Source organism: Tianweitania populi, from assembly GCF_014652875.1.
GTDB lineage: Bacteria > Pseudomonadota > Alphaproteobacteria > Rhizobiales > Rhizobiaceae > Tianweitania > Tianweitania populi.
Genome location: NZ_BMZQ01000002.1, coordinates 661,465 through 687,919, shown reverse-complemented (window position 1 = coordinate 687,919; position 26,455 = coordinate 661,465). Strand labels below are relative to the sequence as shown.

General features: G+C 63.8%; 21 protein-coding genes. 7 read left to right on the top strand and 14 right to left on the bottom strand.

Going from position 1 to position 26,455, the window contains the following annotated elements; all coding sequences use genetic code 11:
* Positions 1–75: 75 nt before the first annotated feature.
* From IE166_RS12590 to IE166_RS12565, 6 genes are all read right to left on the bottom strand, one after another.
* Positions 76–960: a transglutaminase family protein gene (locus tag IE166_RS12590; RefSeq protein ID WP_189504332.1), complete on the bottom strand. Its 885-nt coding sequence runs from the start codon at positions 958–960 to the stop codon at positions 76–78.
* Positions 960–3,356, bottom strand: a complete 2,397-nt coding sequence (locus IE166_RS12585) for a circularly permuted type 2 ATP-grasp protein (protein WP_189504330.1) — start codon at positions 3,354–3,356, stop codon at positions 960–962. The genes IE166_RS12590 and IE166_RS12585 overlap by 1 nt, the downstream gene beginning before the upstream one ends.
* 111 nt (positions 3,357–3,467) lie before the next feature.
* Positions 3,468–6,815, bottom strand: coding sequence for a transglutaminase family protein (locus tag IE166_RS12580; RefSeq protein WP_189504328.1), 3,348 nt, complete (start codon positions 6,813–6,815; stop codon positions 3,468–3,470).
* 97 nt (positions 6,816–6,912) lie between these two features.
* The gene (locus tag IE166_RS12575; RefSeq protein WP_189504326.1) at positions 6,913–7,602 is read right to left on the bottom strand and encodes a D-lyxose/D-mannose family sugar isomerase; all 690 of its coding nucleotides are present in this window, start codon (positions 7,600–7,602) and stop codon (positions 6,913–6,915) included.
* A 71-nt stretch (positions 7,603–7,673) separates the two neighbouring features.
* Positions 7,674–8,396, bottom strand: coding sequence for a histidine utilization repressor (gene hutC, locus IE166_RS12570; protein WP_189505919.1), 723 nt, complete (start codon positions 8,394–8,396; stop codon positions 7,674–7,676).
* Positions 8,393–9,742 carry a formimidoylglutamate deiminase gene (locus IE166_RS12565; RefSeq protein ID WP_189504325.1) on the bottom strand — a complete coding sequence of 450 codons (1,350 nt, stop codon included), beginning with the start codon at positions 9,740–9,742 and terminating at the stop codon, positions 8,393–8,395. The genes hutC and IE166_RS12565 overlap by 4 nt, the downstream gene beginning before the upstream one ends.
* 90 nt (positions 9,743–9,832) lie before the next feature.
* On the opposite strand from IE166_RS12565, the gene hutI reads away from it, so the two are divergent.
* The 7 genes from hutI (at position 9,833) to IE166_RS12530 (ending at position 18,619) form a co-directional block, all read left to right on the top strand.
* Positions 9,833–11,053: an imidazolonepropionase gene (gene hutI, locus IE166_RS12560; protein ID WP_189504323.1), complete on the top strand. Its 1,221-nt coding sequence runs from the start codon at positions 9,833–9,835 to the stop codon at positions 11,051–11,053.
* A gap of 255 nt (positions 11,054–11,308) precedes the next feature.
* On the top strand, positions 11,309–12,844 hold the full coding sequence (gene hutH, locus IE166_RS12555; protein ID WP_189504321.1) for a histidine ammonia-lyase: 1,536 nt from the start codon (positions 11,309–11,311) through the stop codon (positions 12,842–12,844).
* A complete protein-coding gene (hutG, locus tag IE166_RS12550; protein ID WP_189504319.1) occupies positions 12,841–13,665 on the top strand; it encodes an N-formylglutamate deformylase in 825 nt (274 codons plus the stop codon). Before hutH ends, hutG begins: the two co-directional genes overlap by 4 nt.
* On the top strand, positions 13,662–15,332 hold the full coding sequence (gene hutU / locus IE166_RS12545; protein ID WP_189504318.1) for a urocanate hydratase: 1,671 nt from the start codon (positions 13,662–13,664) through the stop codon (positions 15,330–15,332). Before hutG ends, hutU begins: the two co-directional genes overlap by 4 nt.
* A gap of 10 nt (positions 15,333–15,342) precedes the next feature.
* Positions 15,343–15,933 (top strand): HutD family protein, encoded by a 591-nt coding sequence (locus IE166_RS12540; RefSeq protein ID WP_189504316.1) that lies wholly within the window; start codon positions 15,343–15,345, stop codon positions 15,931–15,933.
* 59 nt (positions 15,934–15,992) lie between these two features.
* Positions 15,993–16,835: a transporter substrate-binding domain-containing protein gene (locus IE166_RS12535; protein WP_189504314.1), complete on the top strand. Its 843-nt coding sequence runs from the start codon at positions 15,993–15,995 to the stop codon at positions 16,833–16,835.
* Between the two features lie 128 nt (positions 16,836–16,963).
* On the top strand, positions 16,964–18,619 hold the full coding sequence (locus tag IE166_RS12530; RefSeq protein ID WP_189504312.1) for a lysine--tRNA ligase: 1,656 nt from the start codon (positions 16,964–16,966) through the stop codon (positions 18,617–18,619).
* Positions 18,620–18,627: 8 nt separating this feature from the next.
* On the opposite strand, the gene IE166_RS12525 is transcribed toward IE166_RS12530, so the two are convergent.
* The 8 genes from IE166_RS12525 to IE166_RS12490 all read right to left on the bottom strand — a co-directional run bounded on the left by IE166_RS12525 (position 18,628) and on the right by IE166_RS12490 (position 26,445).
* A complete protein-coding gene (locus IE166_RS12525) occupies positions 18,628–19,482 on the bottom strand; it encodes a thermonuclease family protein (RefSeq protein WP_189504310.1) in 855 nt (284 codons plus the stop codon).
* A gap of 3 nt (positions 19,483–19,485) precedes the next feature.
* Positions 19,486–20,133, bottom strand: coding sequence for a S24 family peptidase (locus IE166_RS12520; protein WP_189505917.1), 648 nt, complete (start codon positions 20,131–20,133; stop codon positions 19,486–19,488).
* Positions 20,134–20,216: 83 nt separating this feature from the next.
* Positions 20,217–20,762: a thioesterase family protein gene (locus IE166_RS12515; RefSeq protein WP_189504308.1), complete on the bottom strand. Its 546-nt coding sequence runs from the start codon at positions 20,760–20,762 to the stop codon at positions 20,217–20,219.
* Positions 20,763–20,773: 11 nt separating this feature from the next.
* A complete protein-coding gene (locus IE166_RS12510) occupies positions 20,774–22,996 on the bottom strand; it encodes a 3-hydroxyacyl-CoA dehydrogenase NAD-binding domain-containing protein (protein ID WP_189504306.1) in 2,223 nt (740 codons plus the stop codon).
* 10 nt (positions 22,997–23,006) lie between these two features.
* The gene (locus IE166_RS12505) at positions 23,007–23,585 is read right to left on the bottom strand and encodes a cysteine hydrolase family protein (RefSeq protein ID WP_189504304.1); all 579 of its coding nucleotides are present in this window, start codon (positions 23,583–23,585) and stop codon (positions 23,007–23,009) included.
* Between the two features lie 6 nt (positions 23,586–23,591).
* Complete coding sequence (locus IE166_RS12500) at positions 23,592–24,800, bottom strand: acetyl-CoA C-acetyltransferase (protein ID WP_189504302.1); 1,209 nt, start codon at positions 24,798–24,800, stop codon at positions 23,592–23,594.
* Between the two features lie 14 nt (positions 24,801–24,814).
* The gene (locus IE166_RS12495; protein WP_189504300.1) at positions 24,815–25,270 is read right to left on the bottom strand and encodes an OsmC family protein; all 456 of its coding nucleotides are present in this window, start codon (positions 25,268–25,270) and stop codon (positions 24,815–24,817) included.
* Positions 25,271–25,272: 2 nt separating this feature from the next.
* On the bottom strand, positions 25,273–26,445 hold the full coding sequence (locus IE166_RS12490) for an acyl-CoA dehydrogenase family protein (RefSeq protein WP_189504298.1): 1,173 nt from the start codon (positions 26,443–26,445) through the stop codon (positions 25,273–25,275).
* Positions 26,446–26,455 lie beyond the last annotated feature (10 nt).

The window sequence follows — 26,455 nt, the reverse complement described above, 5'->3', positions numbered from 1 at the left end:
GCGCAATCTTTAGGCGATCCCTAGGCAGAGTGAATCTACCCAAGAGGATTTCCACCGCTTCTGCCAGAAGCGCGTTCAGCCTTCCGTTACCGGCTTCACATCCACGCTCTGGTCAGTCTTGTGACGGCCGCCGGCTTGCAGCACGCCGATGATGGGAGACACGTCGCGGTAATCCCGCCCCGTGGCGACGATGATGTGGTCGTCGGACGCCGCCATGTCGTTGGTTGGGTCGAACTCCACCCAACCGGCTTCGCGGCCGCACCAGGCACGCACCCAGGCATGCATGGCGTCAGCGCCTTCGAGCCGCTCCTGACCTTCCGGCGGGATGGTGCGGATGAAGCCGCTGACATAGCCGGCGGGGATGCCGAGCGTATGACAGGCGGCGATCATGATGTGGGCGAAGTCCTGGCACACGCCGCGTTTGAGCGCGAAGGCTTCCGTGATGGGCGTGTCCACGCGCGTGGCATCGGGATCATAGGCGAAGTCGCTGTAGATGCGGCGGCCGAGATCTTCGATAATGGCGCGCACCGAGCGGCCGGGTGAGCGGCTCGCTTGCGCATAGGCGGCGATGTCGGGCACGTGGGGCAGCCGCTCGGTCTGGCTGCGAAAATGGTGCGGTGAGTGGGCGCCGAGCGAGCGCACAGCGGCGACTTCCCCGGCCAGTCCTTCGATGTCGGGCGACATGTCGAAGGCCGCAGTCTTGCGCTCCACCTTGACCCGCGCACGCATGACGAGCTCGAGATCGTCATGCGGCTTGTTGAAGCCGAGCGCCGTGCTTGCATTGCCGAAGAAGTCGGTGGCGTCGCGGCGCTCTCCGGGTTCCGGCGAAACCGATAGGGAATTGGCGGTCACCGTCTGGATGCCGGGCAGGGTAGGCGGCGTGACGCGCAGCAGATGGCGTCCGCCGGCGACGGGGTAGCCATAATCATAACGCAGGCTGAGACGGATGTCGTAAAGCATCAGCGGAAATAGGTCGCGGTGAGGAGGTTCGACAGGCCGGCGAGATCGCTGCGCAGCGTGTCCAGCACGGCGCGGTCGACTGCGGCGGGTTCGCGTACGGCCAGCGAAGTGTGCAGGCGCAGGGCTTCGAGGCGCAACGGCGAACGGGCGGAGGTTTCGCCACGTGGCGGCAGAAGTTCGATCTGCGCTTTCAACTCGGCCAGCTGGAACAGGATCGAGCGAGGATTGAGCGGATCGAGCGCAAGAAGGTCGATATGAGACAGTGCGCGGAAGGTCATGGAATAACGACGGCGATGGGTGATGGTGCTGTCGCCGATCTCCAGCAGCATATCGAGCGCGCCGTCGGGTGCGTCCCTGTCGGCAAAGGTGTCGATCAGGCGCGCCATCTGGATTGCGCGTTCAAGGCGGCGGCCAATTTCCAGGAAGCGCCAGCCGGTGAAGCGCACCATGTTTTCATGCACCAGGCCGGAAAAGCCGGTGAGCTTGCGCAGGATCACGGTCATGGCGCGCGCCGCATCGTCGCCGGGCTGGATCTTGGGCGCGAACTGACCTACCGCCTTGGACAAATCGCGCAGAGCCAGCCAGCCATCGGGCGAAAAGCGGTCGCGCACGCGCGCTGCCGTGTGCTGGACATCGTCGATCGCATCCACAAGCGAAACTGGAATGCCGCGCGTGGGATCGGTGCCAAGAGGCTTGAGATAGCCTGCGGTCATCGCAAGAAGACCGGAGCGGTCATCAGGGCGCTCGGCGAGGCGGCTGTTGTAGGCGCGCAAGATGCGTACCGTGTCTTCGGCGCGCTCGACGTAGCGGCCGAGCCAGAACAGGTTGTCGGCGGTGCGCGAGGGCAGCAGGCCCTGCGGCGTGCGCACGACCTCGTCGCCTTCGCGGCTCATCAGGGTGACCTGATCGACGGGCTTCGGGCTCGTCACCCAGACATCGGCCACGCGGCCGCCGCGCTGCAGGGCGATTGCCGCGGGATCGGTGGTTTGGGCAATGCGCGCCAGACCGCCGGGCATGATCGTCCAGCCATCGGCCGTTCGCGCCGCATACACACGCAAAACCACTGGGCGCGGCACCAGGCGGCTGCGCAGGTTGACCGGCATGGTGGAGAGCGCGATAGCTTCCTGACCGACTGTGCTTTTGCCGTTCGAAGCCAGATCGCGCAAGGCGGCCTGACGGGTCGTCGGTGTCATGGCAGCGCCGAGCTTCGTGATGCCATCCTCGACTGGAAGGCCGGTGGCGAAGGCGGAGCCGATCAGGAGATCGTCAAAGCGCTCTCGCACGAAATTGGCTTCCGCCGGCTGACCGCACCACCACGTCGCGATGTTGGGAAGCTTCAGGTCTTCCCCCACTAGGCGTTCGGCAAGAGCCGGCAGGAAAGCGAGCAGGGCGCGCGTTTCCAAAATGCCGGAGCCAAGCGCGTTGACCATGGCGGCTTGCTTGTCGCGCAAGGCGCCGGCCAGACCCGGCGTGCCGATGCGCGAATCGGCACGGAACTCCAGCGGATCGGTGAAGGCCGCATCGAGGCGGCGCCAAAGCACGCCGAGCGGTTTTAAGCCCGATACGGTGCGCACATTGACCTTGCCATCCACCACCGCAAGGTCTTCGCCTTCGAGAAGGGGGAAACCGAGATAGCGGGCGATATAGGCGTGTTCGAAATAGGTGTCGTTGAGCGGGCCAGGCGTGATGATGGCGATCGCTTCATCCGCGCTGCGGCGCAAGCCGGACAGATGCTCACGGAAATCACGGAAGAAGCCGGCTAAGCGATGCACGTTCATCGCGCTATGCGTATCGCCGAAAGCACGGGTGATGGCGACGCGGTTTTCCAGCGCGAAGCCAGCACCCGATGGCGCCTGCGTGCGGTCGCCGAGAACGCGCCAACGTCCGTCACGGTCGCGGCCGAGCTCGAAGCCCACGAAGTGGAGGAAGTGGCCGCCTGACGGCGTGTGGCCGACCATCGGGCGCAGCCATTCGGGATTGTCGGCGATCAGTTCGGGCGGCAACAGGCCCTCCGCCACCATGCGGTTGTCGCCATAGATGTCGGCGCACAGCGCTTCCAACAGGTCGGCGCGTTGGACAAGGCCTGCAGCGATGGCCTGCCATTCCGCTTCGTCGAGGATCAGCGGCAGATGCGACAAAGGCCACTGACGCTCGGTCGCGCCCCCGCCGTTGTAAAGCCGGTAGAACACGCCGGCATCGCTGAGATAGCGGTCGGCCCTTGCAAAGCGGCGGCTGATCTCGTCTGCCTTGAGACCGTTCAGCGCGTCCATCAGCGGCTGCCACGCCGGGCGCACGGTTCCATCCGCCGCCATCATCTCGTCAAAGACGCCAGGAAATGGGCGATAAGAGCGTGCAAGCCCCGGTCTGGGGCTGGCTTTAAGCGTGGCGGTGGTCATGCCGCCTGATAGAGCACTGATCGCGGGAAAAGTCTCACCATCAATGCACTAGCCCCTGTATTTCCAAGCATTTCCGGACGCAAAACCGCTGCGCACTTCTGCTGGAAAAGCTTAGATATCAGCCGGACGGCGTAAGTCGAGCGTGTGCGGGAATTCACGCGACGGTTGTTCGGGCCGGAACGTGGTCGAACCCGGCGTGTGACCATAGGGGATGAAGCGGGCAAGGCGGCGTGCTTCGGCCTCGTTGGTGTTGACCGGGAAGGTGTCGTAGTTGCGCCCGCCGGGATGCGCGACATGATAGACGCAGCCACCGATCGCGCGGCCTGACCAGCGGTCGAAGATGTCGAAAGTGAGCGGCGCATCCACCGGGCGTGTGGGGTGCAGGCCGGATGATGGCTGCCAGGCCTTGAAGCGCACGCCGGCGACGAAGGTGCCGTTCGTTTCCGTTGGCTGCAGAGGCAAAGCGCGGCCGTTGCACAGCACGCCGTGGCGCTCGGGGTTGAAGCCTTCGGCGCGCACCTGCACGCGTTCAACCGAGGAGTCGACATAACGCACCGTGCCGCCGATCGCGCCGGTCTCTCCAAGTACGTTCCACGGCTCCAGCGCTTGCCGGATTTCGAGGCGCAGGCCTTCGGTTTCCACCTCGCCGCAGAAGGGGAAGCGGAACTCGAGCAGGGCTTCGAACCATTCGGCTTTGACCGGAAAACCATGGCGGGTGAGATCGGCCAGCACGTCGCGGAAATCGGCCCAGACATAATGCGGCAGCATGAAGCGGTCATGCAGGGCGGTGCCCCAGCGCACGAAATTGCCGTCGAGCGGCCCTTTCCACAGACGGGCAATGATGGCGCGCACCAGCAATTGCTGGGCAAGGCTCATGCGGGGGCTGGGCGGCATCTCGAAGCCGCGGAACTCAACGAGGCCGAGCCGGCCGGTCGGACCATCGGGCGAAAACAGCTTGTCGATGCAGATTTCGGAGCGATGCGTGTTGCCGGTGACATCCACCAGCAGGTTGCGGAACAGACGGTCCACCAGCCAGGGCGCGGGCGCCAGACCTTCGCCGGGCTTCGGCACTTGGGCGAGTGCGGTTTCCAGTTCGTACAGCGCATCGTGGCGGGCTTCATCGACGCGCGGCGCCTGGCTGGTCGGGCCAATGAACAGGCCTGAAAACAGGTACGACAAAGCGGGGTGGCGCTGCCAATACAGCACCAGGCTCTTCAGCAGATCGGGCCGGCGTAGGAACGGGCTGTCCATCGGCGTTGCGCCGCCCACCACGACATGGTTGCCGCCGCCGGTGCCGGTGTGGCGGCCGTCGATCATGAACTTGTCGGCGCCGAGCCGTGTCTGCCGCGCTTCCTCGTAAAGCTTGGTAGTAGTGTCGACGCAGTCCTGCCAGTTCGCGGCCGGATGGATGTTGACCTCGATGACGCCCGGATCGGGCGCCACCCGGATCACTTCCAGACGGGGGTCCTGCGGCGGGGCGTAGCCTTCGATATGAACGGGCAGGCCGACCTTCTTCGCGGCCTCCTCGGCCGCGGCGATCAGTTCGAGATAATCCTCAAGCGCTTCCACTGGCGGCATGAAGACGCAAAGACGGCCATCGCGCGGTTCCACCGAGATCGCCGTACGCACGACGCCTTCAATGGTGGAGGCGGTCTGCTCAATCTGGTTCTGTGTCGTGGTGCCTGCCTCGAACGAGGCTTCCGGCAGATTGCGGTCATCGCCCTGTTGGTTCTGCGAAGCGGGTGCAGAAAGGGCGCTGCGCGGCGGCAAGGGCACGCGGTCGATGGAGGGATCGGTCGGCACGATGAATGGGAAACGCGCTGGCGGGATGTGTTCCAACGCGCTCAAGGGCAGGCGATAGCCGACCGGTGAGTCACCCGGCACCAGGAACAGCTTGCCGCGCCGCGTCTTCCATTTTTCCGTCTGCCAGCGATGGCCGGATGCCTGCGCGTTCCAGCGCTGCACCGGCAGGACGTAGCCGGACGGCTTGTTCAAACCGCGCTCGAAGACGCGCGCCATGCGATTGCGCGCTTCGGCATCGGCGAGTTCCGAATTATTGGGATCGACATTGCGAGGAAGGTTGCCCTCGCGCAGAACCCATTCTGCCGGGTCTTCATAAGCGGGCGCGACCGCGTCAGTCGGCAGATCGAGATGTTCGGCGATGGCGGCAGTAAGCGCTTCCGCTTCGCGGGGGCCGGCCTTGGTTTGGGCTGTTTCGGTGGCGATGAGGTCGGGATCGGTCCAGATGGCCTCGCCGTCCTTGCGCCAGTAAAGCGAAAAGGTCCAACGCGGCAGGGTTTCGCCGGGATACCACTTGCCCTGGCCGTAATGGAGGAAGCCGCCCGGCGCGAACTTTTCGCGCAAACGGCGGATCAGCTGGTCGGCCTTGTCGCGCTTGGTGGGGCCGACGGCAGCCGTGTTCCATTCCGCCGATTCGAAGTCGTCGATCGACACAAAGGTCGGCTCGCCGCCCATGGTAAGGCGCACGTCCTCCGCTTGCAATTCGGCGTCGATGGCGTGGCCGAGCGCGTCGAGTTCGGCCCAGGCTTCGTCGGAGAAGGGCTTGGTGATGCGCGCATGTTCGGCCACGCGGTCAACGCGCATGTCGAAGGCGAAATCGACTTCAGCAAAGCTCGCCAAACCGCTGATGGGTGCTGCGTTGCGGTAATGCGGCGTGGCGGCGAGCGGAATGTGGCTTTCGCCGGTGAGCAGGCCGGACGTCGGGTCGAAGCCGATCCAACCGGCGCCAGGAAGGTAAACTTCACACCAGGCGTGCAGGTCGGTGAAGTCGACCGCGGTACCCGCCGGTCCATCCAGCGACACGAGATCCGGCTTCAACTGAACGAGATAGCCGGACACGAAGCGGGCTGCAAAACCGAGATGGCGCAGCACCTGGACGAGAAGCCAGGAGGAATCGCGGCAGGAGCCGGATGCCTTTTCCAGCGTTTCCTCCGGCGTTTGCACGCCGGCTTCCATGCGGATGAGATAAGCGATTTCGCGCGAAATGCGGGTGTTGAGATCGACCAGGAAGTTGACGGTGGACGGCGCCTCGCGCTCGATCGTGTCAAGGAACGCCTGCAGCTTCGGCCCTGCTGCCTCCGGCGTGCGGTAGATCGACAGGTCTTCCACAATGTCGGAGGGATAGGTGAAGGGGACGCTCTCGGCTTCCGGCTCCACGAAGAAGTCGAACGGGTTGTAGACCGTCATGTCGGCGACGACAGCAACCTCGATCTTCAGCTCGCGCACCGGCTCGGGAAACACGAAGCGTGCCTGCCAGTTGCCGTAAGGGTCCTGTTGCAGGTTGACGAAGTGGTTGTCCGGCGAAACCTTCAGGGAATGCGAGATCACCCTTGTGCGCGAATGCGGCGCCGGTCTCAGCCTTATGATCTGCGGTCCCAGCGTGACCGGCCGGTCGTAGCGGTAATGCGTGAGGTGGTGGATCGCAGCCTTGATCGCCATGCAGTCTCTCGTTCCCCGGCGGCTCTGTCGGCCGCTTGTTGTTTACGAGACTACTAAATCGCGTTCGGATGCGATCTGGCAAGCCTAGCCCATGGTCTTAGGCCGGGCTGCCAAGTGCCGCATCGTAATCGGAAACCAGGAGGCGATAAGGCTCTTCGTCTTCCTCGATCGTGGAAAAGCGCCCGATCGGTTCGGCAAAGATGTTGTCGGTGAGATCGTCGTTCACCGTCGACACTTCGCCGATCAGCACATCCGCGCCTTCACCCCAGAAGGCATGCCAGACGCCGGGCATCAGCGTGACGCTTTCGCCGGGTTCGAGCACGAGCTTGCCGCCGGGCTTGAAGGTGCGCAATACGCCGTCGGTCGGCACGGTGACGTCGGCTTCGCGGTCGATAGAGCCATCCGGCGCGCCCGCGAACAGCTCGATCACCAGCTTGCCGCCGCCGCGATTGATGATGTCCTCGGCCTTCACGACATGGCGGTGCATGGGGGAAAGCTGGTCGCGGCGCGAAATCATGATCTTTTCGGCATAAAGCATGCCGGTGCCGCGCGTCAGATCCTCGGCGCGGCCGTTGCGGACGGTAAACAGAAACAGGCCCATCTGGTCGAACCGGCCCTGACCATAATCGGTGATGTCCCATCCCAGCCGCGCATCGACAATGCCAGCCGGCCAGCGCTCGACAAGCTCACGCGGCGACCACGACGCGAAAGGCGGCATCGCAAAGTTGAACGAGCGAATAAACGCTTCGCCCTCGCGCAGAATAGCATTAACCCTCGACCGCTTCATGAAAGCCTCCCGCTCAACAAGCTCCACGAGGGTAGCTGAGCCACCCAGCGATGGCTAGAAGAACCTGATCATTAGCCGGCTTTAGAAGGCGCAAAGCGCGCCACCAGTGCATGAGCGTCGCCGGGATAGATCAGGCGGACATGGGTAACCGGCTTGTCGGCGTTCCAAGTTCGGCGCTCGATGGCGAGGCAGGGGGTGCTGGGGGTGAGTTCGAGGGCGGAAAGGGAGGCGTCGGCGGCAACCGCGCTGATGCGGTGCTCGGCGGCACTCCAGGGCACTTCGTCGATCAGCCAGGCGCCGGGCGATTGATGATCGAAGCTGGCGTCCTGCGCCTGCGGCACGGCGGACAAGCTGATCACGCGGTCTTCCCAGCAGAAGGGGCGGTTGTCGGCCAGATGCAGGCAGGTAAGGGCCAGAACCGGCACAGGTGCATCCAGTTGCAGCCGATCGCAGTCGGCGCGGGTGGCCTCGCGGACCTTTTGCCTTTCCACCCGGTAGCGATAGGCGAAGCCCGCGGCTTCCACTTCCGCCTTGATATCGTGGATTTCCAGCACGGCGGATTGCAGGACGGGCCGTTTTACCACGCTGCCGGATTTGCGGCGCCGCTCGATCAGCCCGTCGGCGGCGAGTTCGGTCAGCGCCTTGTTCACGGTCATGCGGGCGCAGTTATAGGTCGCGGCGAGTTCGGTTTCGGCGGGAATGCGCGTGCCGGGCGGCCAGCCGCCCGACAGGATTTTGTCTTCGATCGCCGCGCGGATCCGGCGATGAAGCGGGATGGCACGGTTTTCCATCAGGACAGCAGCCGCTCGATGGTGCGGGTGAAGCGCTGGGCGATGGCCTCGCGCTTGGCATGGCGGCCGGCTTCGACCTGCTTGGTGCCGTTGACCCAGACGCAATCCACGAGCGGACGACCGGAGAAGATCCAGGCATCGAGGATGGCATCGCCATCGCGGCCGGCCAGCGCGACATCATCGGCCTGCAGGCTGACGAAATCGGCCGCAGCACCTTCCTGGAGGCCGCCTTGGACGCCGAGTGCCTGCGCGCCGCCATCCAGCGAGCGGTTGAACAGCGCCGCACCGTTGGACTTGCCGGGCTCGACCAGCATGTTGCGACCGCGATGTTTCAGGCGCTGTGCGTATTCCATGGCCCGCAGCTCTGCCCCGACGCCGATCTCGATGTTGGAATCCGAGCCGATCGCAATCGCGCCGCCAGCTTCGGCAAAATCTACGCCCTCGAAGATGCCGTCGCCGAGATTAGCTTCGGTGATCGGGCACAGGCCAGCCACCGCGCCGGTCTTGGCAAAGGCTTGAGTCTCGGCTGGTGTCATGTGCGTGGCGTGGATCAGGCACCAGCGGTCGGCCACGGCGTGATGATCGAGCAGCCATTCCACTGGTCGCTGGTTCGACCAGTCCAGACAATCCTCCACCTCCTTCACCTGTTCGGCGATGTGGATGTGGATGGGCTTGTCCGGACGCAGGGTGGCCAGCCAGTCGAGTTCGTCCGGTGTCACGGCGCGCAGGCTGTGCGGTGCGAGGCCGGTGACGCCGTTCGGCAGGGCGTCCGTAAGCGTTTCGCAGCGTTCCAGCAGGGCGGCGAACTGATCGCGGGTGTTAATAAAGCGCCGCTGGCCTTCGTTGGGCGCTCCGCCGCCAAAACCGGAATGGGCGTAGAAGACGGGCAGCAGCGTCAGTGCGATGCCGGTCTCGCTCGCGGCCGACGCGATGCGTGCGGCAAGCTCGCCGATATCGGCATTAGGCTGCCCGTCCGGCTGGTGGTGCAGATAATGAAACTCGCCGACGCGACCGAAGCCCGATTCCAGCATCTCGACGTAAAGCTGGGCGGCGACGGCCTCGACATCCTCGGGCGTCATAGTCAGCGCGAAGCGGTACATGACCTCGCGCCAAGACCAGAAACTGTCTGCGCCCGGCCCGCGCACCTCGGCCAGACCTGCCATGCCGCGCTGGAATGCGTGGCTATGAACGTTTGGCATGGCCGGCAGGAGGATGGCGTGGCGCTCGTCGCCGGCTTGGCGGTCAACGCCGGTTTCCAGCTTGGTGATGCGCCCACCTTCGAGGCTCAGCCTGACATCATCGGTCCAGCCGGTGGAAAGCAGCGCTTGGCTAGCATGGATCGTGGTCATCACTGACATCTCGTTTTCTCACTTGCCAAGCCTGCGCCTGTCTGTTCATTATGTCTATACATAACAAACATCCGACGGGGAAGTGTGATCATGGCCGGATCTGCCGCTCGACCGACCATCTGGCGCAACGCTCGGCTCGCGACATTGCGACTTGATCTCGGCGGCTTGGGCGAGATCGAAAGCGGCGCGGTTGCGGCCGTGGATGGCCGGATCGTGCATGCCGGCACGGAAGCTGATCTGCCAACGGGGCTTGGCGACGCGCAGGTGATCGACTGCGAAGGCCGCTGGATCACGCCGGGCCTCATCGATTGCCACACCCATCTGGTTTATGCCGGCAACCGCGCAAACGAGTTCGAGATGCGGCTGGCCGGCGCGAGCTATGAAGAGGTCGCCAAGGCCGGCGGCGGCATCGTGTCGTCGGTGCGCGGCGTGCGGGCGGCCTCCGAGGATCAGTTGGTCAAGGAAACGCTGCCGCGGCTGGATGCGTTGCTGGCGGAAGGCGTCACGACAATCGAGGTGAAGTCGGGCTACGGGCTCGATGGTGAGAGCGAGGCCAAGTCGCTGCGCGCGGCGCGCCGGCTGGCATCCGAGCGCAAGGTTTCGGTGCGCACGACCTTCCTCGGCGCTCATGCCTTGCCGGTGGAAGCAGGGGGCGACAAAGACGCTTATATCGAGAAAGTCGCATCCGAAATGCTGCCGGCGATTGCGCGCGATGGTCTGGCCGATGCGGTGGATGGCTTTTGCGAGGGCATCGCCTTTTCGCCCGAGCAGATCGCCCGGGTGTTCGATGCTGCAAAGGCGCTCGGCCTGCCGGTCAAACTGCATGCCGACCAGCTCAGCGATCTAGATGGTGCGGCGCTCGCCGCACGCTACGGCGCTTTGTCGGCCGACCATCTCGAACATACGAGTGCACTTGGCGCGGAGGCGATGAGCCGGAGCGGCACGGTGGCCACGATCCTGCCTGGCGCGTTCTACTTCATTCGCGAAACGAAAAAGCCGCCGATCGATCTGTTCCGCCGGTTCAACGTGCCGATGGCGCTGGCGACCGACTCCAATCCCGGCACCTCGCCGCTGACCTCGCTGCTGCTCACCATGAACATGGGCGCGACCTTGTTTTCGATGACCGTCGAGGAATGCATTGCTGGCGTCACCCGCCATGCTGCCCAGGCGCTGGGGCTGCAGGACGAGGTGGGAACGCTGGAAACCGACAAGTGGGCGGACTTGGCGATCTGGGACATCGAGCGTCCGGCCGAACTGGTTTATCGCATCGGGTTCAATCCGCTGCATGCGCGGGTTTGGCGGGGCTGGTGATGGTGGCAATGGTGTTACCCCCACCCTTTATCCCTCCCCTCAAGGGGGAGGGGGACGTCCGCGCTGCGCTCCCTTCTACTGCATTCCCGCCTAGCGCCGACGCGTTCCTCTTCATTGTAAGGGATGCGCGTGCCGTTGTGCTGGCCCGTAATGCCCTCTCATCAAGCGTCCACATCTCAGAATTCCCCTCCCCCTTGAGGGGAGGGGTAAGGGGTGGGGGGCTTGCCCCGTCCGCGCTGTTCCCGGAGCACCATCATGCCTAGCATCACCATCCTTCCCGGCTCCGCCTCGCTGGCCGACTGGCGCGCCATCTGGCGCGGCGCCGATGTCGCGCTTGATCCGGCCTGCAAGCCGAAGGTTCAGGCCAGCGCGGATGCGATCGCCCGCATTCTGGCCAAAGGAGAGCCTGTCTACGGCATCAACACCGGCTTCGGAAAGCTGGCTTCCGTGCGCATCCCCGATGCCGATCTGGCGACGCTCCAGCGCAACATCGTGCTGAGCCATTCCGCCGGAACCGGCGCGCCGATGCCGGTGGCTGTCACGCGGCTGATGATGGCGCTGAAGCTGGCGAGCCTGGCGCAGGGCGCGTCCGGCGTGCAGCTGAAGACGCTGGAACTGCTCGAAGCCATGCTGGCGAGAAATGTGGTTCCTGTCGTGCCGGCGCAGGGCTCGGTCGGTGCGTCCGGCGATCTGGCGCCGCTGTCGCATATGACGGCGGCGATGATCGGCGTCGGTGAGATCTGGCAGGGCGAGAACCACTTGCCCGCGACGCAGGCGCTGGAAGCCGCTGGTTTGAAGCCGGCGGTACTCGGCGCCAAGGAGGGGCTCGCGCTCCTCAACGGCACCCAATTTTCCACGGCCTATGCGCTGGCTGGCCTGTTTGAAGCCGAGACGCTGTTCCAGACCGCGCTGGTCACCGGCGCGCTGTCGACCGACGCGGCCCGTGGCTCGGATGCGCCCTTCGATCACCGCATCCATGCCTTGCGCAAGCATCGCGGCCAGATCGAAACGGCGGATGCCCTGCGCGCTCTGATGGAGGGCAGTGCGATCCGCGAGTCGCATCGTCATGGCGACGAGCGTGTGCAGGACCCCTATTGCCTGCGCTGCCAGCCACAGGTGATGGGCGCTGCCCTTGACGTGCTGCGCAAGGCCGCCGATACGCTCGAAACCGAAGCCAACGGCGTGTCCGACAATCCGCTGATCTTCGTTGAAGACGACACCGCGCTATCGGGCGGCAACTTCCACGCCGAGCCGGTGGCGTTCGCAGCCGATATGATTGCGCTGGCCGTTTGCGAAATCGGCTCGATCGCCGAGCGCCGCATCGCCATGTTGGTCGATCCCGCTTTGTCTGGCATGCCGGCCTTTTTGACGCCGAAGCCCGGCCTCAACTCCGGCTTCATGATCCCGCAGGTGACGGCGGCCGCACTCGTTTCGGAAAACAAGCAGAAGGCCTATCCGGCCAGCGTCGATTCCATCCCGACCTCCGCCAATCAGGAAGATCACGTGTCGATGGCCGCCCACGGCGCCCGTCGTCTGATAAGCATGGTGGAGAATGCGACGGCGGTGATCGGCATCGAGCTTCTGGCCGCCGCTCAGGGCTGCGACTTCCACCAGCCGCTCGCTTCCAGCACCCCGTTGGAAGCCGTCCGCACGCTGCTGCGCGCGCAGGTGCCGCACCTCGATGACGACCGCCACTTCTATCCCGACATGGAAGCCGCCAATAGGCTGGTGCGCTCCGGTGCGGTGGTGGAAGCAGCGGCAACCGTGTCCTTGCCGGGAGTAAGCGCATGAGCGACTGGCTCACCATCCGCCGCGGCCAGGAGCCGCTTCTTGTCAGCTTTCCGCATACGGGGACCAGCCTCGCCGGCTTGGATGATGATTTCGTCTCGCCCTGGCTGGCGCAGCGCGACACCGACTGGTGGATCGACCAGCTTTACGACTTCGCCAGGGAGTTGGACGCCACGATCGTTCACACCGCGATTTCGCGTTCGGTGATCGACGTCAATCGCGCCCCGTCCGGCGTCTCGCTTTATCCCGGCCAGACCACGACCGATCTTTGCCCGCGCGAAACCTTCGACGGCGACCCGCTCTACAAGCCCGGCCGTGAACCGGATGCGGCGGAAGTCGCGCGGCGGCTCGAAACCTATCATGCGCCCTTTCACGCAGCACTCGCGTCCGAGCTGGAGCGCTTGGGTCGGCACAACCATCGAGTGGTGATCTATGATTGTCATTCGATCCGCTCGGTTCTGCCGCGCTTGTTCGAAGGCACGCTGCCGGTGTTCAACCTTGGCACCAATGATGGCAAGGCCGCCGATCCCGAGTTGGAAACGAAAGTCGCGGAGATCCTCGCGAATACCGGCGAAAGCTACGTCGTGAATGGCCGCTTCAAGGGCGGCTATATTACCCGCCATCACGGCCAGCCGGACCACGGTGTGCATGGCCTCCAGATGGAACTGTCCAATCGCGGCTATCTGCGCGAGCCTGAGGCCAAGGGCACGCCGGACAACTGGCCGGTGCCGTTTGATCCCGACTACGCCGCGCCGATCCGCGAAACCCTGAAAACCATCCTCCAAACCGCGCTCGACTGGGCCAAGACCGGAGCTTCCAAATGACCACCCGTATCGACAACCAGCGCGTCATCCGCGCCGCCACCGGCACTGAGCTTTCCGCCAAGAGCTGGCTCACCGAAGCGCCCTTGCGCATGCTGATGAACAACCTCGATCCAGGCGTTGCCGAGAAGCCGGGCGAGCTCGTGGTTTATGGCGGTATCGGCCGTGCCGCGCGCGATTGGGAAAGTTTTGATCGCATCGTGGCGGCGCTGAAGACGCTGGAAGATGACCAGACGCTGCTGGTTCAGTCCGGCAAGCCGGTTGGCGTGTTCCAGACGCACAAGGATGCGCCGCGCGTTCTGATCGCCAACTCCAACCTCGTGCCGCATTGGGCGACCTGGGACCATTTCCACGAGCTGGATAAGAAGGGTTTGGCCATGTACGGCCAGATGACCGCCGGGTCCTGGATCTATATCGGCAGCCAGGGCATCGTGCAGGGCACCTACGAGACCTTCGTGGAGATGGGCCGCCAGCATTATAATGGCGACCTGTCCGGCCGCTGGATCCTGACCGCCGGCCTCGGCGGCATGGGTGGCGCGCAGCCGCTGGCCGCAACCATGGCCGGCGCTTCGTGTCTGGCCGTGGAATGCCAGCCGAGCCGCATCGAAATGCGCTTGAAGACCGGTTATCTCGACCGGCAGGCGCAGGATTTGGACGAAGCGCTGGCGATCATCGACGAAGCGGTGAAGGCGAAGAAGGCCGTATCCGTCGGCCTGCTCGGCAATGCCGCCGACATCTTCCCCGAACTGGTGCGCCGCGGCGTGCGCCCCGATGCGGTGACCGACCAGACCTCGGCGCATGACCCGATCAACGGCTATCTGCCGAAGGGCTGGACGCTGGCTGAATGGGAGAACAAGCGCGAGTGCGACCCCAAAGCGGTGGAACATGCTGCCAAGGAATCGATGGCCACCCATGTGCGCGCCATGCTCGAATTCTGGAAGATGGGCGTGCCGACCGTCGATTACGGCAACAACATCCGCCAGATGGCGCTGGAAGAAGGTGTCGTGAATGCCTTCGACTTCCCAGGCTTCGTGCCGGCTTACATCCGGCCGCTGTTTTGCCGCGGCATAGGGCCGTTCCGCTGGGCAGCACTCTCGGGCGATCCGGAAGACATCTACAAGACCGATGCCAAGGTGAAGGAGCTGACGCCCGGCAACCACCATCTCCACAACTGGCTGGACATGGCGCGCGAGCGCATCCACTTCCAGGGTCTGCCCGCGCGCATCTGCTGGGTGGGCTTGGGCGATCGCCACCGCCTCGGCCTCGCCTTCAACGAAATGGTGCGCAACGGCGAGCTGAAGGCGCCGGTGGTGATCGGCCGCGATCACCTCGATTCCGGCTCGGTTGCGTCGCCCAACCGCGAAACGGAAGCCATGAAGGACGGCTCAGATGCGGTGTCCGATTGGCCGCTGTTGAACGCGCTGCTGAACACCGCTTCGGGCGCGACCTGGGTGTCCTTGCATCACGGCGGCGGCGTCGGCATGGGCTTTTCGCAGCATTCCGGCATGGTGATCGTGTGTGACGGCACGGAAGACGCCGATCGCCGGCTGGAGCGCGTTCTTTGGAACGATCCGGCCACCGGCGTGATGCGCCATGCCGATGCCGGCTATGACGAGGCGATCGACTGCGCCAGGGAGCATGGATTGAACCTGCCGGGGATCCTCGGCTAGTTTCCGTGCCATGAAAATCCTACGCGCCGCCGATTACCGCCGCATGCCCTGGAAGAACGGCAAAGGAGAAACCACGGAAATCGCGGTCTTTCCTCCTAATGCAGGGCTCGACGACTTTGCGTGGCGCGTATCCATGGCCGATGTCGTGGAGGACGGACCATTCTCGACTTTTCCCGACATCGACCGGACGTTGAGCGTGTTGCAGGGCGAGGGGATCGAGCTCGCCGTGTCCGGTTTGAAGGAAGTCCGCCTCGACCGCGACAGTGAGCCGTTCTCGTTTCCGGCCGACACGCATACGAGCGCCAGGCTGATCAACGGGCCGATCACCGACCTCAACGTCATGACCCGGCGCGGCGCCTTCCGCCATACGGTGCGCCGGGGCACGCTTGACGATCTCGGCGATCTCGACGCCGACCTGACGATGCTGCTTTGCCACGAGGGTGAGATCGACTTGGTGACAGGAGGCGAGAAGGTCGAGCTGAAGGCACTTGATGCCGTGCTTCTGCCGAGCCGGGTGCGGGTCGATGTCGGCGGCAGCCTGTCGGCTTCGATCTTCGTGTTCGCTTTCGATCCGATCGACCAAGACTCAGCGCGCGATTGACAGCCAGCGCGGGAGCGGGCACCCCTCGGCCATCTTCGCCGCGCCGCCCGGAGTTCCCCATGCGCCGCCATCTGGCTTCCTGCCTTCTGCTCGTGGCTTCGGCTCTCCCGCTCTTGCCCGCACCGGCAAAAGGCGATCCGGTGATTCCCAGCTTCTGGGACACGCGCGAGCGGCTGGTGAAGCCCGATCTGGGCGAGTTGAAGCGGCTGCGCTTCATCACCACCACCGACTTTCCGCCCTTTTCCTTTATCGATGCATCCGGACGGTTGAGCGGCTTCCATGTCGATCTCGCCCGCGCCATCTGCGCTCAACTGGCCATCACCGATCGCTGCCAGATCCAGGCGCTGCCCTGGAACGAACATGCGAAGGCGCTGGCTGATGGCGAGGGCGAGGCGCTGTTGTCGGGTCTGGCGGTTAATAGTGAGAACCGCGAGATGTATGCGTTCTCGCGGCCTTACCTCAGCTTCCCGGCCCGCTTCGTCGGGCGCCAAGGCGATGCGCCGGAAACGACGCGCGCCGCGCTCACCGGCAAGACCATTGGCGTGATCGCCAACTCCGCGCATGAGCGTATGCTGCGCGATTATTTTCCCGACGCCACCGCACAAAGCTTCGACGATTTCGACGCCATGCTCGCCGCGGTGCAGACCGGCATGATCGATCTCGCTTTCGGCGACGGCATGCGCATGAGCTTCTGGCTCACCGAAAGCGAGGCCGGCGATTGCTGCGCCTTTGTTGGTGGTCCTTATCTGGCGCCCGAATATCTCGGACAGGGCCTCGCGATCGGCGTGCCCGTCGACCGTCCCGAACTCACGCAGGCGTTGGATTATGCGCTGCACGAGATCGGCACCAAGGGCATCTTCGCCGAGCTTTATCTGCGCTACTTCCCCGTCAGCTTCTTCTGAACGCGATGGCTGAAAAGCCGCGGCCTAAACCTTGGATTGACGCTGGCGCTTAGGCCGCTTAAGCGAAGGACGTCGCGGTTTCCGCCCGTTCAACGGCCCATTCCGCTCACTTCCCAGGGATCAACACCATGTCTTCCGCTTTGCCAACGTCCATGCAGCTTTCTCCCGAGGTTCTGGAAGCCGCGGGCGTGAGCAAAGCCTGGCCGTTCGAGGAAGCGAAAAAGATCATCAAGCGCTATGAAGGGCGCGATCTCCCCCAAACCATCCTGTTTGAAACGGGCTACGGCCCGTCCGGTCTGCCGCATATCGGCACGTTCGGCGAAGTCGCGCGCACCACGATGGTGCGCCACGCCTTTCATGTGCTGACCGAAAACAAGGTGGCAACGAAGCTGCTGTGCTTTTCCGACGATATGGACGGCATGCGCAAGATCCCGGACAATGTGCCGGATCGCGCCTTCCTCGAGCCGCATCTGCACAAGCCGTTGACTTCGGTGCCGAACCCGTTCGGCGGCGATTACGAGAGCTTCGGGCACCACAACAATGCGATGCTCCGGCGCTTCCTCGACACCTTCGGCTTCGACTACACCTTCGCCAGTGCGACCGAATACTACAAGCAGGGCCGCTTCGACGCGATGCTGCGCCTCGCTGCCGAGCGCTATGACCAGATCATGAGGGTGATGCTGCCGACACTCGGTGCCGAGCGCCAGGCGACCTACAGCCCGTTCCTGCCGATCTCGCCGAAGTCCGGCCGCGTGCTTTACGTGCCGATGAAGAACGTGGACTCGAAAGAAGGCACCATCACCTTCGACGACGAGGACGGCGAGGAAATCACGCTGCCGATCACCGGCGGACGGGTGAAGCTGCAATGGAAGCCGGACTTTGGCATGCGCTGGGCAGCTCTCGACGTCGATTTCGAAATGTTCGGCAAGGATCACCAGACCAACCAGGTGATCTATGACCGCATCTGCTCCATCCTGGGAGGGCGGCCGCCGGAGCATTTCGTGTACGAGCTGTTTCTTGATGAGAACGGCGAGAAGATCTCGAAGTCCAAGGGCAACGGCATCACCATCGACGAGTGGCTGGCTTACGCGCCAACCGAAAGCCTGTCGCTCTACATGTTCCAGAAGCCGCGCACGGCGAAGCGATTGTACTTCGACGTCATCCCGAAGGCGGTGGACGAGTATTACACCTATCTGTCCGCCTATCGCCGGCAGGATGCCAAGGCGCAGCTCGACAATCCCGTCTGGCATATCCACAGCGGCAGCCCGCCGGAGGTTGAACTGCCGGTGCCGTTTGCGCTGCTGCTCAATCTCGTCAGTGCTTCCAACGCGCAGAACAAGGATGTGCTGTGGGGCTTCATCTCGCGCTATGCGCCAGGTGTAACAGCTGAGACGCATCCGGAACTCGACCGGCTGACCGGCTACGCCATCCGCTACTTCGACGATTTCGTGAAGCCGACCAAAACCTTCCGCGCTGCCGACGAGGTCGAGCGTGAGGCGCTGGCTGCGCTTTCCGACACACTCGGTCAACTGCCGGCGGGTTCAGATGGCGAGGCGATCCAGAACGCCGCGCTCAACGTCGCGCGCCGCATCGAGCGCTATCAGGATCATGCCAAGAAGAGCCCGGAAGGCGGGCCGGGCGTATCGGTCGCCTTCTTTGCGATGATCTATCAGGTGCTGATCGGCCAGGAACGCGGCCCGCGCTTCGGCTCGTTTGCTGCACTTTACGGCATCGAAGAAACGCGCGCGCTGATCGCCAAGGCACTCGCAGGCGAGTTGAAGTAAGCGAGGACTTACTGGACCGGCAAACTCGGGGCGGGCGGAAACGCGCCGCGATCATCGGTGATCGCTGGCGCTTGGGCCTGGGGCGCTGGCGCGATGATGCTGGGCGCAGAGGGCGGCACGGCGAGTTCGAGGCCGGACGGCGTGTTGACCTCGATCGCCGGCAGAACCGGCTTGCTGCCATAGATACCGCGACCGGCATCACGCGCTTGATCGCCCGCATCAGCCAGCGCGCCACCTTCGCTGGCCCGCGCCCAGCCTTGCGCAACCAGCCAGGTGCCGACATCCTCGCCGCCGACGCTGCAGGCCGTTTCAACCGGCTCGGCGGGTGCCGCATCAGGCACGGTGCAGGTCAGCGCGCGGCCGCGCAGCAGCTGGCGAAACTGGGTGCGCGCGGCGGTTCCGCAGGGCCAGGCATTAGCGCCTTCACCGCAGCTTTCGCCGGGATCCACCGGCTCTATGCCGCTGATCGCGATCTGGTAGCCCTGCGCTTCGATGCGGCCGGCAGCACTGGCGGTCGGGCGATAAAGCAGCTTTGGCTTCCATCCATCGGGAACGGGATTGTTGGCAGCAGCCGGCGCGGACGCCGCTTGCGAGGGCTGCTCAGGCACGGTTTCCGGCTCGAGCGGCAACACCGCGCCGCCATCATCCGGCGGGCTCTCGATGCCGGCAGCTTCCGACATGGCGGCAGCATCGTCATCGTCGAGTGCCGGGTCGGGCATGAAGGGCACGTCTTCCATGGTCACGGATGGCGATGCCTCACGCGCCTTGATATGAAGGCCGGACGCAAAGATCGCGGCGCAGAACAAGATCAGCCCGCCGCCGACAAGTGCGGTAAAACCGGTGGTGCTGAGCCGCCGCTGCATGATCTACTGGCTGGCCCAGACGATACGCGCAATCCACTCGACATCGTTGAGTGGTATCGTGCGGTCAGGATGCTCGGGATTGAGCGAATGCAGTTCCACCAGGTCGGGAGTGCGGCGCACCAGGATCTTGGCCGTCACCTCGCCGCCGGTGGTTTTCACCACCACGCGGTCCCCTTTGCGAGCCGTTGCATTGGGATCGACGATGAGCCGGTCGCCGTGGCGATACAGCGGCAGCATGGAATCGCCTTGCACCTCCAGAGCATAGCCACCTTCCGGCACGATCGCAGGCGCCTCAACCGTTTCCCAGCCTTGGCCAACGGGAAAGCCCGCATCCGTGAAGTAGCCGCCCGCGCCCGCTTGTGCGAATCCGACTAATGGAACGCCTTTAGCCGGCTTATGTTTTGTCGCGGCTACGTCGGCCGTCTTCGTGATGAACCCCATGAACTCGTCCAAAGACGACCCAGTCGCGGCCATGATCTTGGCGAGCGACTCGGTGGAAGGCCAGCGCGGCCGGCCATCGACGGACTGCCGTTTTGACTTGTTGAAGGCGGTGGAATCGAGTCCCGCCTTCTTCGCTAGGCCGGACGCCGACAGCGCATGGCGCGCCGCCAGCGCATCGATCGCCGCCCATACTTTTTCATGCGAGAGCATGGCTCTGCTCATTGCCGATAAGAGGAAAAAAGTCCTGATTCGTTGTAAGTGCGTCGGCGGCGCTTGTCCAGTCCGTTGCGCGCTCAGCCGCCCGACTTGGCGATCGCCCGCAAACCGGTATGCGAGGCCATGAAGATCGCTTCAGCCTCCGTCGGCTCACGCGGTGTGGCGTCGATGCCGAGCGCTGCGACCGCATCCTGGATCGGCACGAAAGCGCGGCCTCTTGCGTCATAGATGCCACCGGTGGTCAGCACGATAGCGGCGGTCACATCGCCGTCGATCACGAAGCGATGGCGTCCGATGATCTGCGTGTCGGCCCAGGTTTCCAGAGTGGACACAAGTTCGAAGCGCTTCCACAGCCTGATCTCGCGCACGAACACGGTCTGCAAGCTGCCGAGCATGGGCGCCCAGCCGCGCTCGCGGGCAAGTTGGATCAACCCGCTGCGATTGAAGATGTCGAGGCGGCCGACATCGGCCAGCATCATGTAGCGGGCATTGTTGAGATGCAGGTTGAAGTCGATGTCGGATGGCAGACAGCGGAAACGGAGGCGGCTTTCGCCGCCCATCCGGTAAGGACCCCGTTTGTTGGACGAGGCCAGCGTCCGCGCTAGCCGCGCCCAGACATACATCGCTCAGCCCCTTACGCCGCCTGCTTCTGCGGCGGCGTGGTGTTGTAGGGATCGAACCGCTCGTAGAAGGTTTCGCCCTTGTCGGCCATGTCCTGCAACAGCTTCGGCGCCTTGAAGTCCGCGCCGTATTTCTTCTGCAGGGTTTTTGCGAGCTTCACGAAGGTCTTCACGCCCATGCCGTCGATATAAGACAGAGCGCCGCCCGTATAAGGCGCGAAGCCGAAAGCAAGGATGGAGCCGACATCGGCTTCGCGCGGATCCACCACGATGCCTTCTTCCATGACGCGGGCGGCTTCAAGCGCGATCGTCACCAAGAGGCGCTGCTTGACCTCCTCGATGTCGACGTCCTCAGGCTTCTTCTGCTTGTAAAGATCCTTGAGACCCGGCCAGAGCGACTTCTTCGCGGGCTTGGCGGGATAATCATAGAAGCCCTTGCCGTTCTTGCGGCCCTTGCGATCATGCTTGTCGACCATCGTGTTGATGAGGTCGAGCTGGGCCGGATCGACGGCCTTTTCGCCGAGATCGCGCACCGTCTGCTTCATGATCTTCTGCGCGAGGTCGACCGCCGTCTCGTCGGTCAGCGCCAAGGGTCCAACCGGCATGCCGGCGAGCTTGGCGGCGTTTTCGATCATCGGCGCCGGGATGCCCTCGATCAGCATCTTGTAGGCTTCCGACATGTAACGCAGCACGCAGCGATTGACGTAGAAGCCGCGTGTGTCGTTGACCACGATCGGCGTCTTCTTGATGGCGCGCACGAAGTCCATCGCCACCGCAATTGCCTTGTCCTCGGTCTTCTTGCCGAGAATGATCTCCACCAGCATCATCTTGTCCACCGGCGAGAAGAAGTGGATGCCGATGAAGTTGGCCGGCCGCTTCGAGTTCTTGGCAAGACCGGTGATCGGTATGGTCGATGTGTTGGACGCAAAGATCGCGTCCTTGGCGATCACGGCTTCCGCCTGGGTCGTCACGCCCTTCTTGATTTCCGAATCCTCGAACACGGCTTCGACGATCAGGTCGCAACCCTTGAGGTCGGCATAATCGGCGGTTGGCGTGATGAGGGACAGGAGCTTGCCCTTGTCCTCGGCCGTGGCGCGACCCTTCTTGATCTGGCCGTCGACCAGACTTTCCGAATGTGCCTTGCCCTTGTTGGCGGCGTCCATGTCGCGGTCGACAAGCACCACGGGAATGCCGGCCTTGGCCGTGACATAGGCGATGCCCGCGCCCATGAAGCCGGCACCGAGCACGCCGATCTTGGTGAACTTGGTTTCTGGCTGGCCGGCCGGCCGCCGCGCGCCCTTGTTCAGCTCCTGCAAGGACACGAAAAGCGAGCGGATCATCATCGCCGCTTCGGTGGTCTGCATGATCTCAACGAAGTAGCGCAGCTCGATGCGCAGCGCCGTGTCGAAGGGCACCAGCAGGCCCTCATACACGCTCTTGAGGATCGCCATCACCGCCGGATAGTTGCCGGAAGTTTCGCGCCGCGCAATCGCAATCGCCGGCGGCCAGAGGTTCGCACCGGCGGCGGAATAGACCGGACCGCCCGGCAACTTGAAGCCCTTCTCGTCCCAAAGCTGAACCGGCTTGAGGCCGTTCTTTATCAGGCTCTTGGCCACGGCGACCAGCGCATCGGGCGCGGCGATTTCCGTAATCAGGCCCATGCTCTTTGCCTTTTTCGGCGCCAGCGTCTGGCCCGAAGTCAGCATCTGCAACGCGTCCTGCGTGTTGGCAAGGCGCGGCACGCGCTGGGTGCCGCCGGCACCGGGGAAGATGCCGACCTTCACTTCCGGCAGCGCCATTTTTACAGCATCGGAGTCGGCTGCAACACGGCCGTGGCACGCCAAGGACAGCTCGAACGCGCCGCCCATGCAGGTGCCGTTGATGGCAGACACCCAAGGCTTGCCGGAGGTTTCCAACTTGCGGAAGATGCGGCTCATCGCGCCGGCGCGGTCGTACAGGAAGGCGACCGCCTTGTCCTTATCCTCAGCCTCAAGGCGCGCGAACTCGGCCGTCATGCCTTTGAGCATGGTGAGGTCGGCGCCGCCGGAGAAGGTCTCCTTGCCCGACGTGAACACCGCGCCCTTGATTGCCTCATCTTTGGTGACGTCATCAATGATGGCGTCAAGCTCGCGCAGCGCGTCTTCGGTGAAGACGTTCATCGAGCGATCCGGCATGTCCCAGGTAACGAGCGCCAGGCCCTCGGCATCGGTTTCAACGGTGAAGTTGGTGTAGGTCATCGGATGCTCCTCACGCCGCTACGCTGATCAGCGCGGCCAACACTGTATCCGTGGTTTCGATTGTGGCGAATTCGCCGCTGAGGTTGGAGAGGGTCATGGCATGGATCGTCTCGGCGCTTTCGGGCGCGCCATCGAAGCCGATGCGGTCGAATGTGTAATAGGCATCGCTCACGAGCCGTGCGTCGAAGCCCAGATTGCCGCCCATGCGGGTAGTCGTTTCCACGCAATGGTTGGTCGTGATGCCGGCGATAACCAGAGTCTTGATCCCGCCATCCCGCAACTGTTCTTCGAGATCGGTGCCGATGAAGGACGCGTTGACGTGCTTGACGATCACGGCTTCGCCGGGATGCTCCCGCGCGACCTCGATCGGCTCGAAGCCCGGACGATCGGGCCGAAGCGCGGAGTCTGCTTCCGTAGAAGCGTGGCGGATGTGGAAGACCGGCATGCCCCGGGCGCGGAAAGCCGTCAGCAGCTTCGCGATATTGGAAACCGCATCCGGATTGTTGCGGCGCAGTCCCTGCGCTTCCCACTGCACGAAGGCTTGTTGCACATCGACCAGGATAAGGGCCGTGCTGTTGGGTGCCAACATCGGAGCTTACACGCGCTCGATGATGGTGGCGGTGCCCATGCCGGCGCCGATGCACAGGGTGACGAGGCCGACATTGACGTCGCGGCGTTCCATTTCGTCGAGCAACGTGCCCAAGATCATCGCGCCGGTGGCACCCAGCGGATGGCCCATGGCAATCGCGCCGCCATTTACGTTGATGTCTTTGTGGTCGATGTCGAAGGCCTGCATATAACGGAGCACCACGGCAGCGAAGGCTTCGTTGAGCTCGAACAGGTCGATGTCCGACAGCTTCATGCCGGCGCGCTTGAGCAGCTTTTCGGTCACGTCGACCGGGCCAGTCAGCATCATCGCAGGCTCCGAACCGATGTTGGAGAAAGCACGGATGCGGGCGCGGGGCTTCACGCCCATCGCCTTGCCGGCCTTTTTGGAGCCGAGCAGCACGGCGGCCGCGCCATCCACGATGCCGGAGGAATTGCCGGCATGGTGGACGTGGTTGATGCCCTCGAGTTCCGGATAACGCTGAACGGCCACCGCATCGAAGCCGCCCATTTCGCCGGGCATGACGAAGGACGGGTTGAGCGAAGCCAGTGACTGCATGTCGGTGGTCGGCCGCATATGCTCGTCATGGTCGAGGATGGTCATGCCGTTCTGGTCCTTGACCGGAATGACGGAGTTCTTGAAGCGGCCATCTTCCCAGGCCTTCGCCGCGCGCTTTTGGCTTTCCACCGCATAAGCGTCCACATCGTCGCGCGAAAAGCCGTAGCGCGTGGCGATCAGGTCGGCGGACACGCCCTGCGGCATAAACCAGGCGGGCAGGCCGACGGAGGGATCCATGAACCAGGCGCCGCCCGACATGCCCATGCCGACGCGCGACATGGATTCCACGCCGCCGGCGATCACGATGTCATCGGCTCCCTGCGCGATCTTGGCCGCGCCCAGATTGATGGCGTCGAGACCCGATGCGCAGAAGCGCGAAATCTGCATGCCCGGCGCCTTGATGTCGTAGCCGGCTTCGAAAGCGGCCGAGCGCGGGATCACCGAACCGGCTTCGCCGACGGGATCGACGCAACCGAAGATGATGTCGTCGACCTGGGCGGTGTCCAGTCCGTTGCGGTCACGCACGGCTTCCAGCATCCGCGCGCCGAGCCGCACGGCCGGCACTTCATGCAGCGAGCCGTCTTTCTTGCCGCGCCCGCGCGGGGTGCGAACGGCGTCATAGATATAGGCGTCGGCCATGATCGATGTCTCCTTTAGGAAGCGGGTTCGACGGTCACGGCCGTCTTGACGGAATTGGCGATGAAACAAGCGTCATGCGCTTGTTTGTGCAACTCGGCGAGCTTTTCGGGCGCGGCAGTGCCATCGACGCGCGGGCGCAACGTCACCCTTGTGATGGATGTGCGACCCTCGGCGTCCTTCTCCATTACGCCCTCGGCCTGATCCTCATAAGACAGGATTTCGACGCCGGCGCGCCGCGCCAGATCGAGGAACCACAGCATGTGGCAGGACGACAAGGAGGCGACGAAGAGTTCTTCGGGATCGACCGAGTTTTCGCTGGAGAACTGTGCCGGCACATTGCCGGGCGCGCCCGACGCCTGGATCGTGGTGCCGCCATCGAAGCTGATCTCATGCACGCGCGTATAGCGACCCAGCGAGAAATGATCGTCCTCGTCCTGGCGCCAGCGGATGGTGGCTGTGTGGGTCGACATGGTCACAGACTCCGCGCAATCAAAAGCTTCATGATCTCATTGGTGCCGCCATAAATGCGCTGCACCCTCGCGTCGCGGAACATGCGCGCGATCGGATATTCGTTCATGTAGCCATAGCCGCCATGCAGCTGCAGGCATTCATCCACGATCTTGCATTGCAGGTCGCTCAGCCAATACTTCGCCATGGAGGCGGTGGTGGCGTCGATCCCGCTGTCGATATGGCGCTGCACGCAGTCATTATAGAAGACGCGGCCGACGGTGGCTTCGGTCTTGAGTTCCGCCAGCTTGAACTGGGTGTTCTGGAAGTCGAGAATCGCCTTGCCGAAGGCCTTGCGTTCCTTGACGTAGTCGATGGTCACGGTGAGCGCGCGCTCGATCATGGCGATGGATTGCGCGCCGATCAGAAGCCGCTCCTGGCCGAGCTGCTGCATTAACTGGATGAAGCCCTGGCCCTCGTCGGCACCAAGCAGGTTTGAGGTGGGCACGCGCACATCGTTGAAGAAGAGTTCCGACGTGTCGTTGGCCTTGAGGCCCACCTTGTCCAAGTTGCGCCCGCGCTCAAAGCCGCTCTCGACCTCGTCCGTTTCCACCACGATCAGCGACGTGCCCTTGGCGCCCTGCGACGGGTCGGTCTTGGCGACGACGATAATCAGATTGGCGTTCTGGCCGTTGGTGATGAAGGTCTTAGAGCCGTTGAGCGTATACTGGTTGCCGGTCTTCTGCGCCGTGGTCTTCACGCCCTGCAAATCGGAACCGGCGCCGGGCTCGGTCATGGCGATCGCGCCGATCAGCTCGCCGGTCGCCATCCTTGGCAGCCAGCGCTGCTTCTGCTCTTCCGAGCCGTAATGCAGGATGTAAGGCGCGACGATCGCGTTATGCAGCGCGATGCCGAAGCCATCCACGCCGACATGGCCGATCGCTTCCGCAATCGCGCTTTCATGCGCGTAAGTGCCGCCCGCGCCGCCGTACTCTTCCGGCATCGAGGCGCAGAGCAGACCGGCAGCACCCGCCTTGCGCCACGCATCCTTGTCGACGATCTCGTTTTTCTCGAACCTATCGTAGTGCGGGGCGATTTCCTCGCCGAGGAACCGCACCGACATGTCATAAAGCATCTCGACATCGTCACGCGCCCATTGCGGCTTGGGTAAACCGAGAATGGCAGCGGGGTTCGACATCGGATCCTCC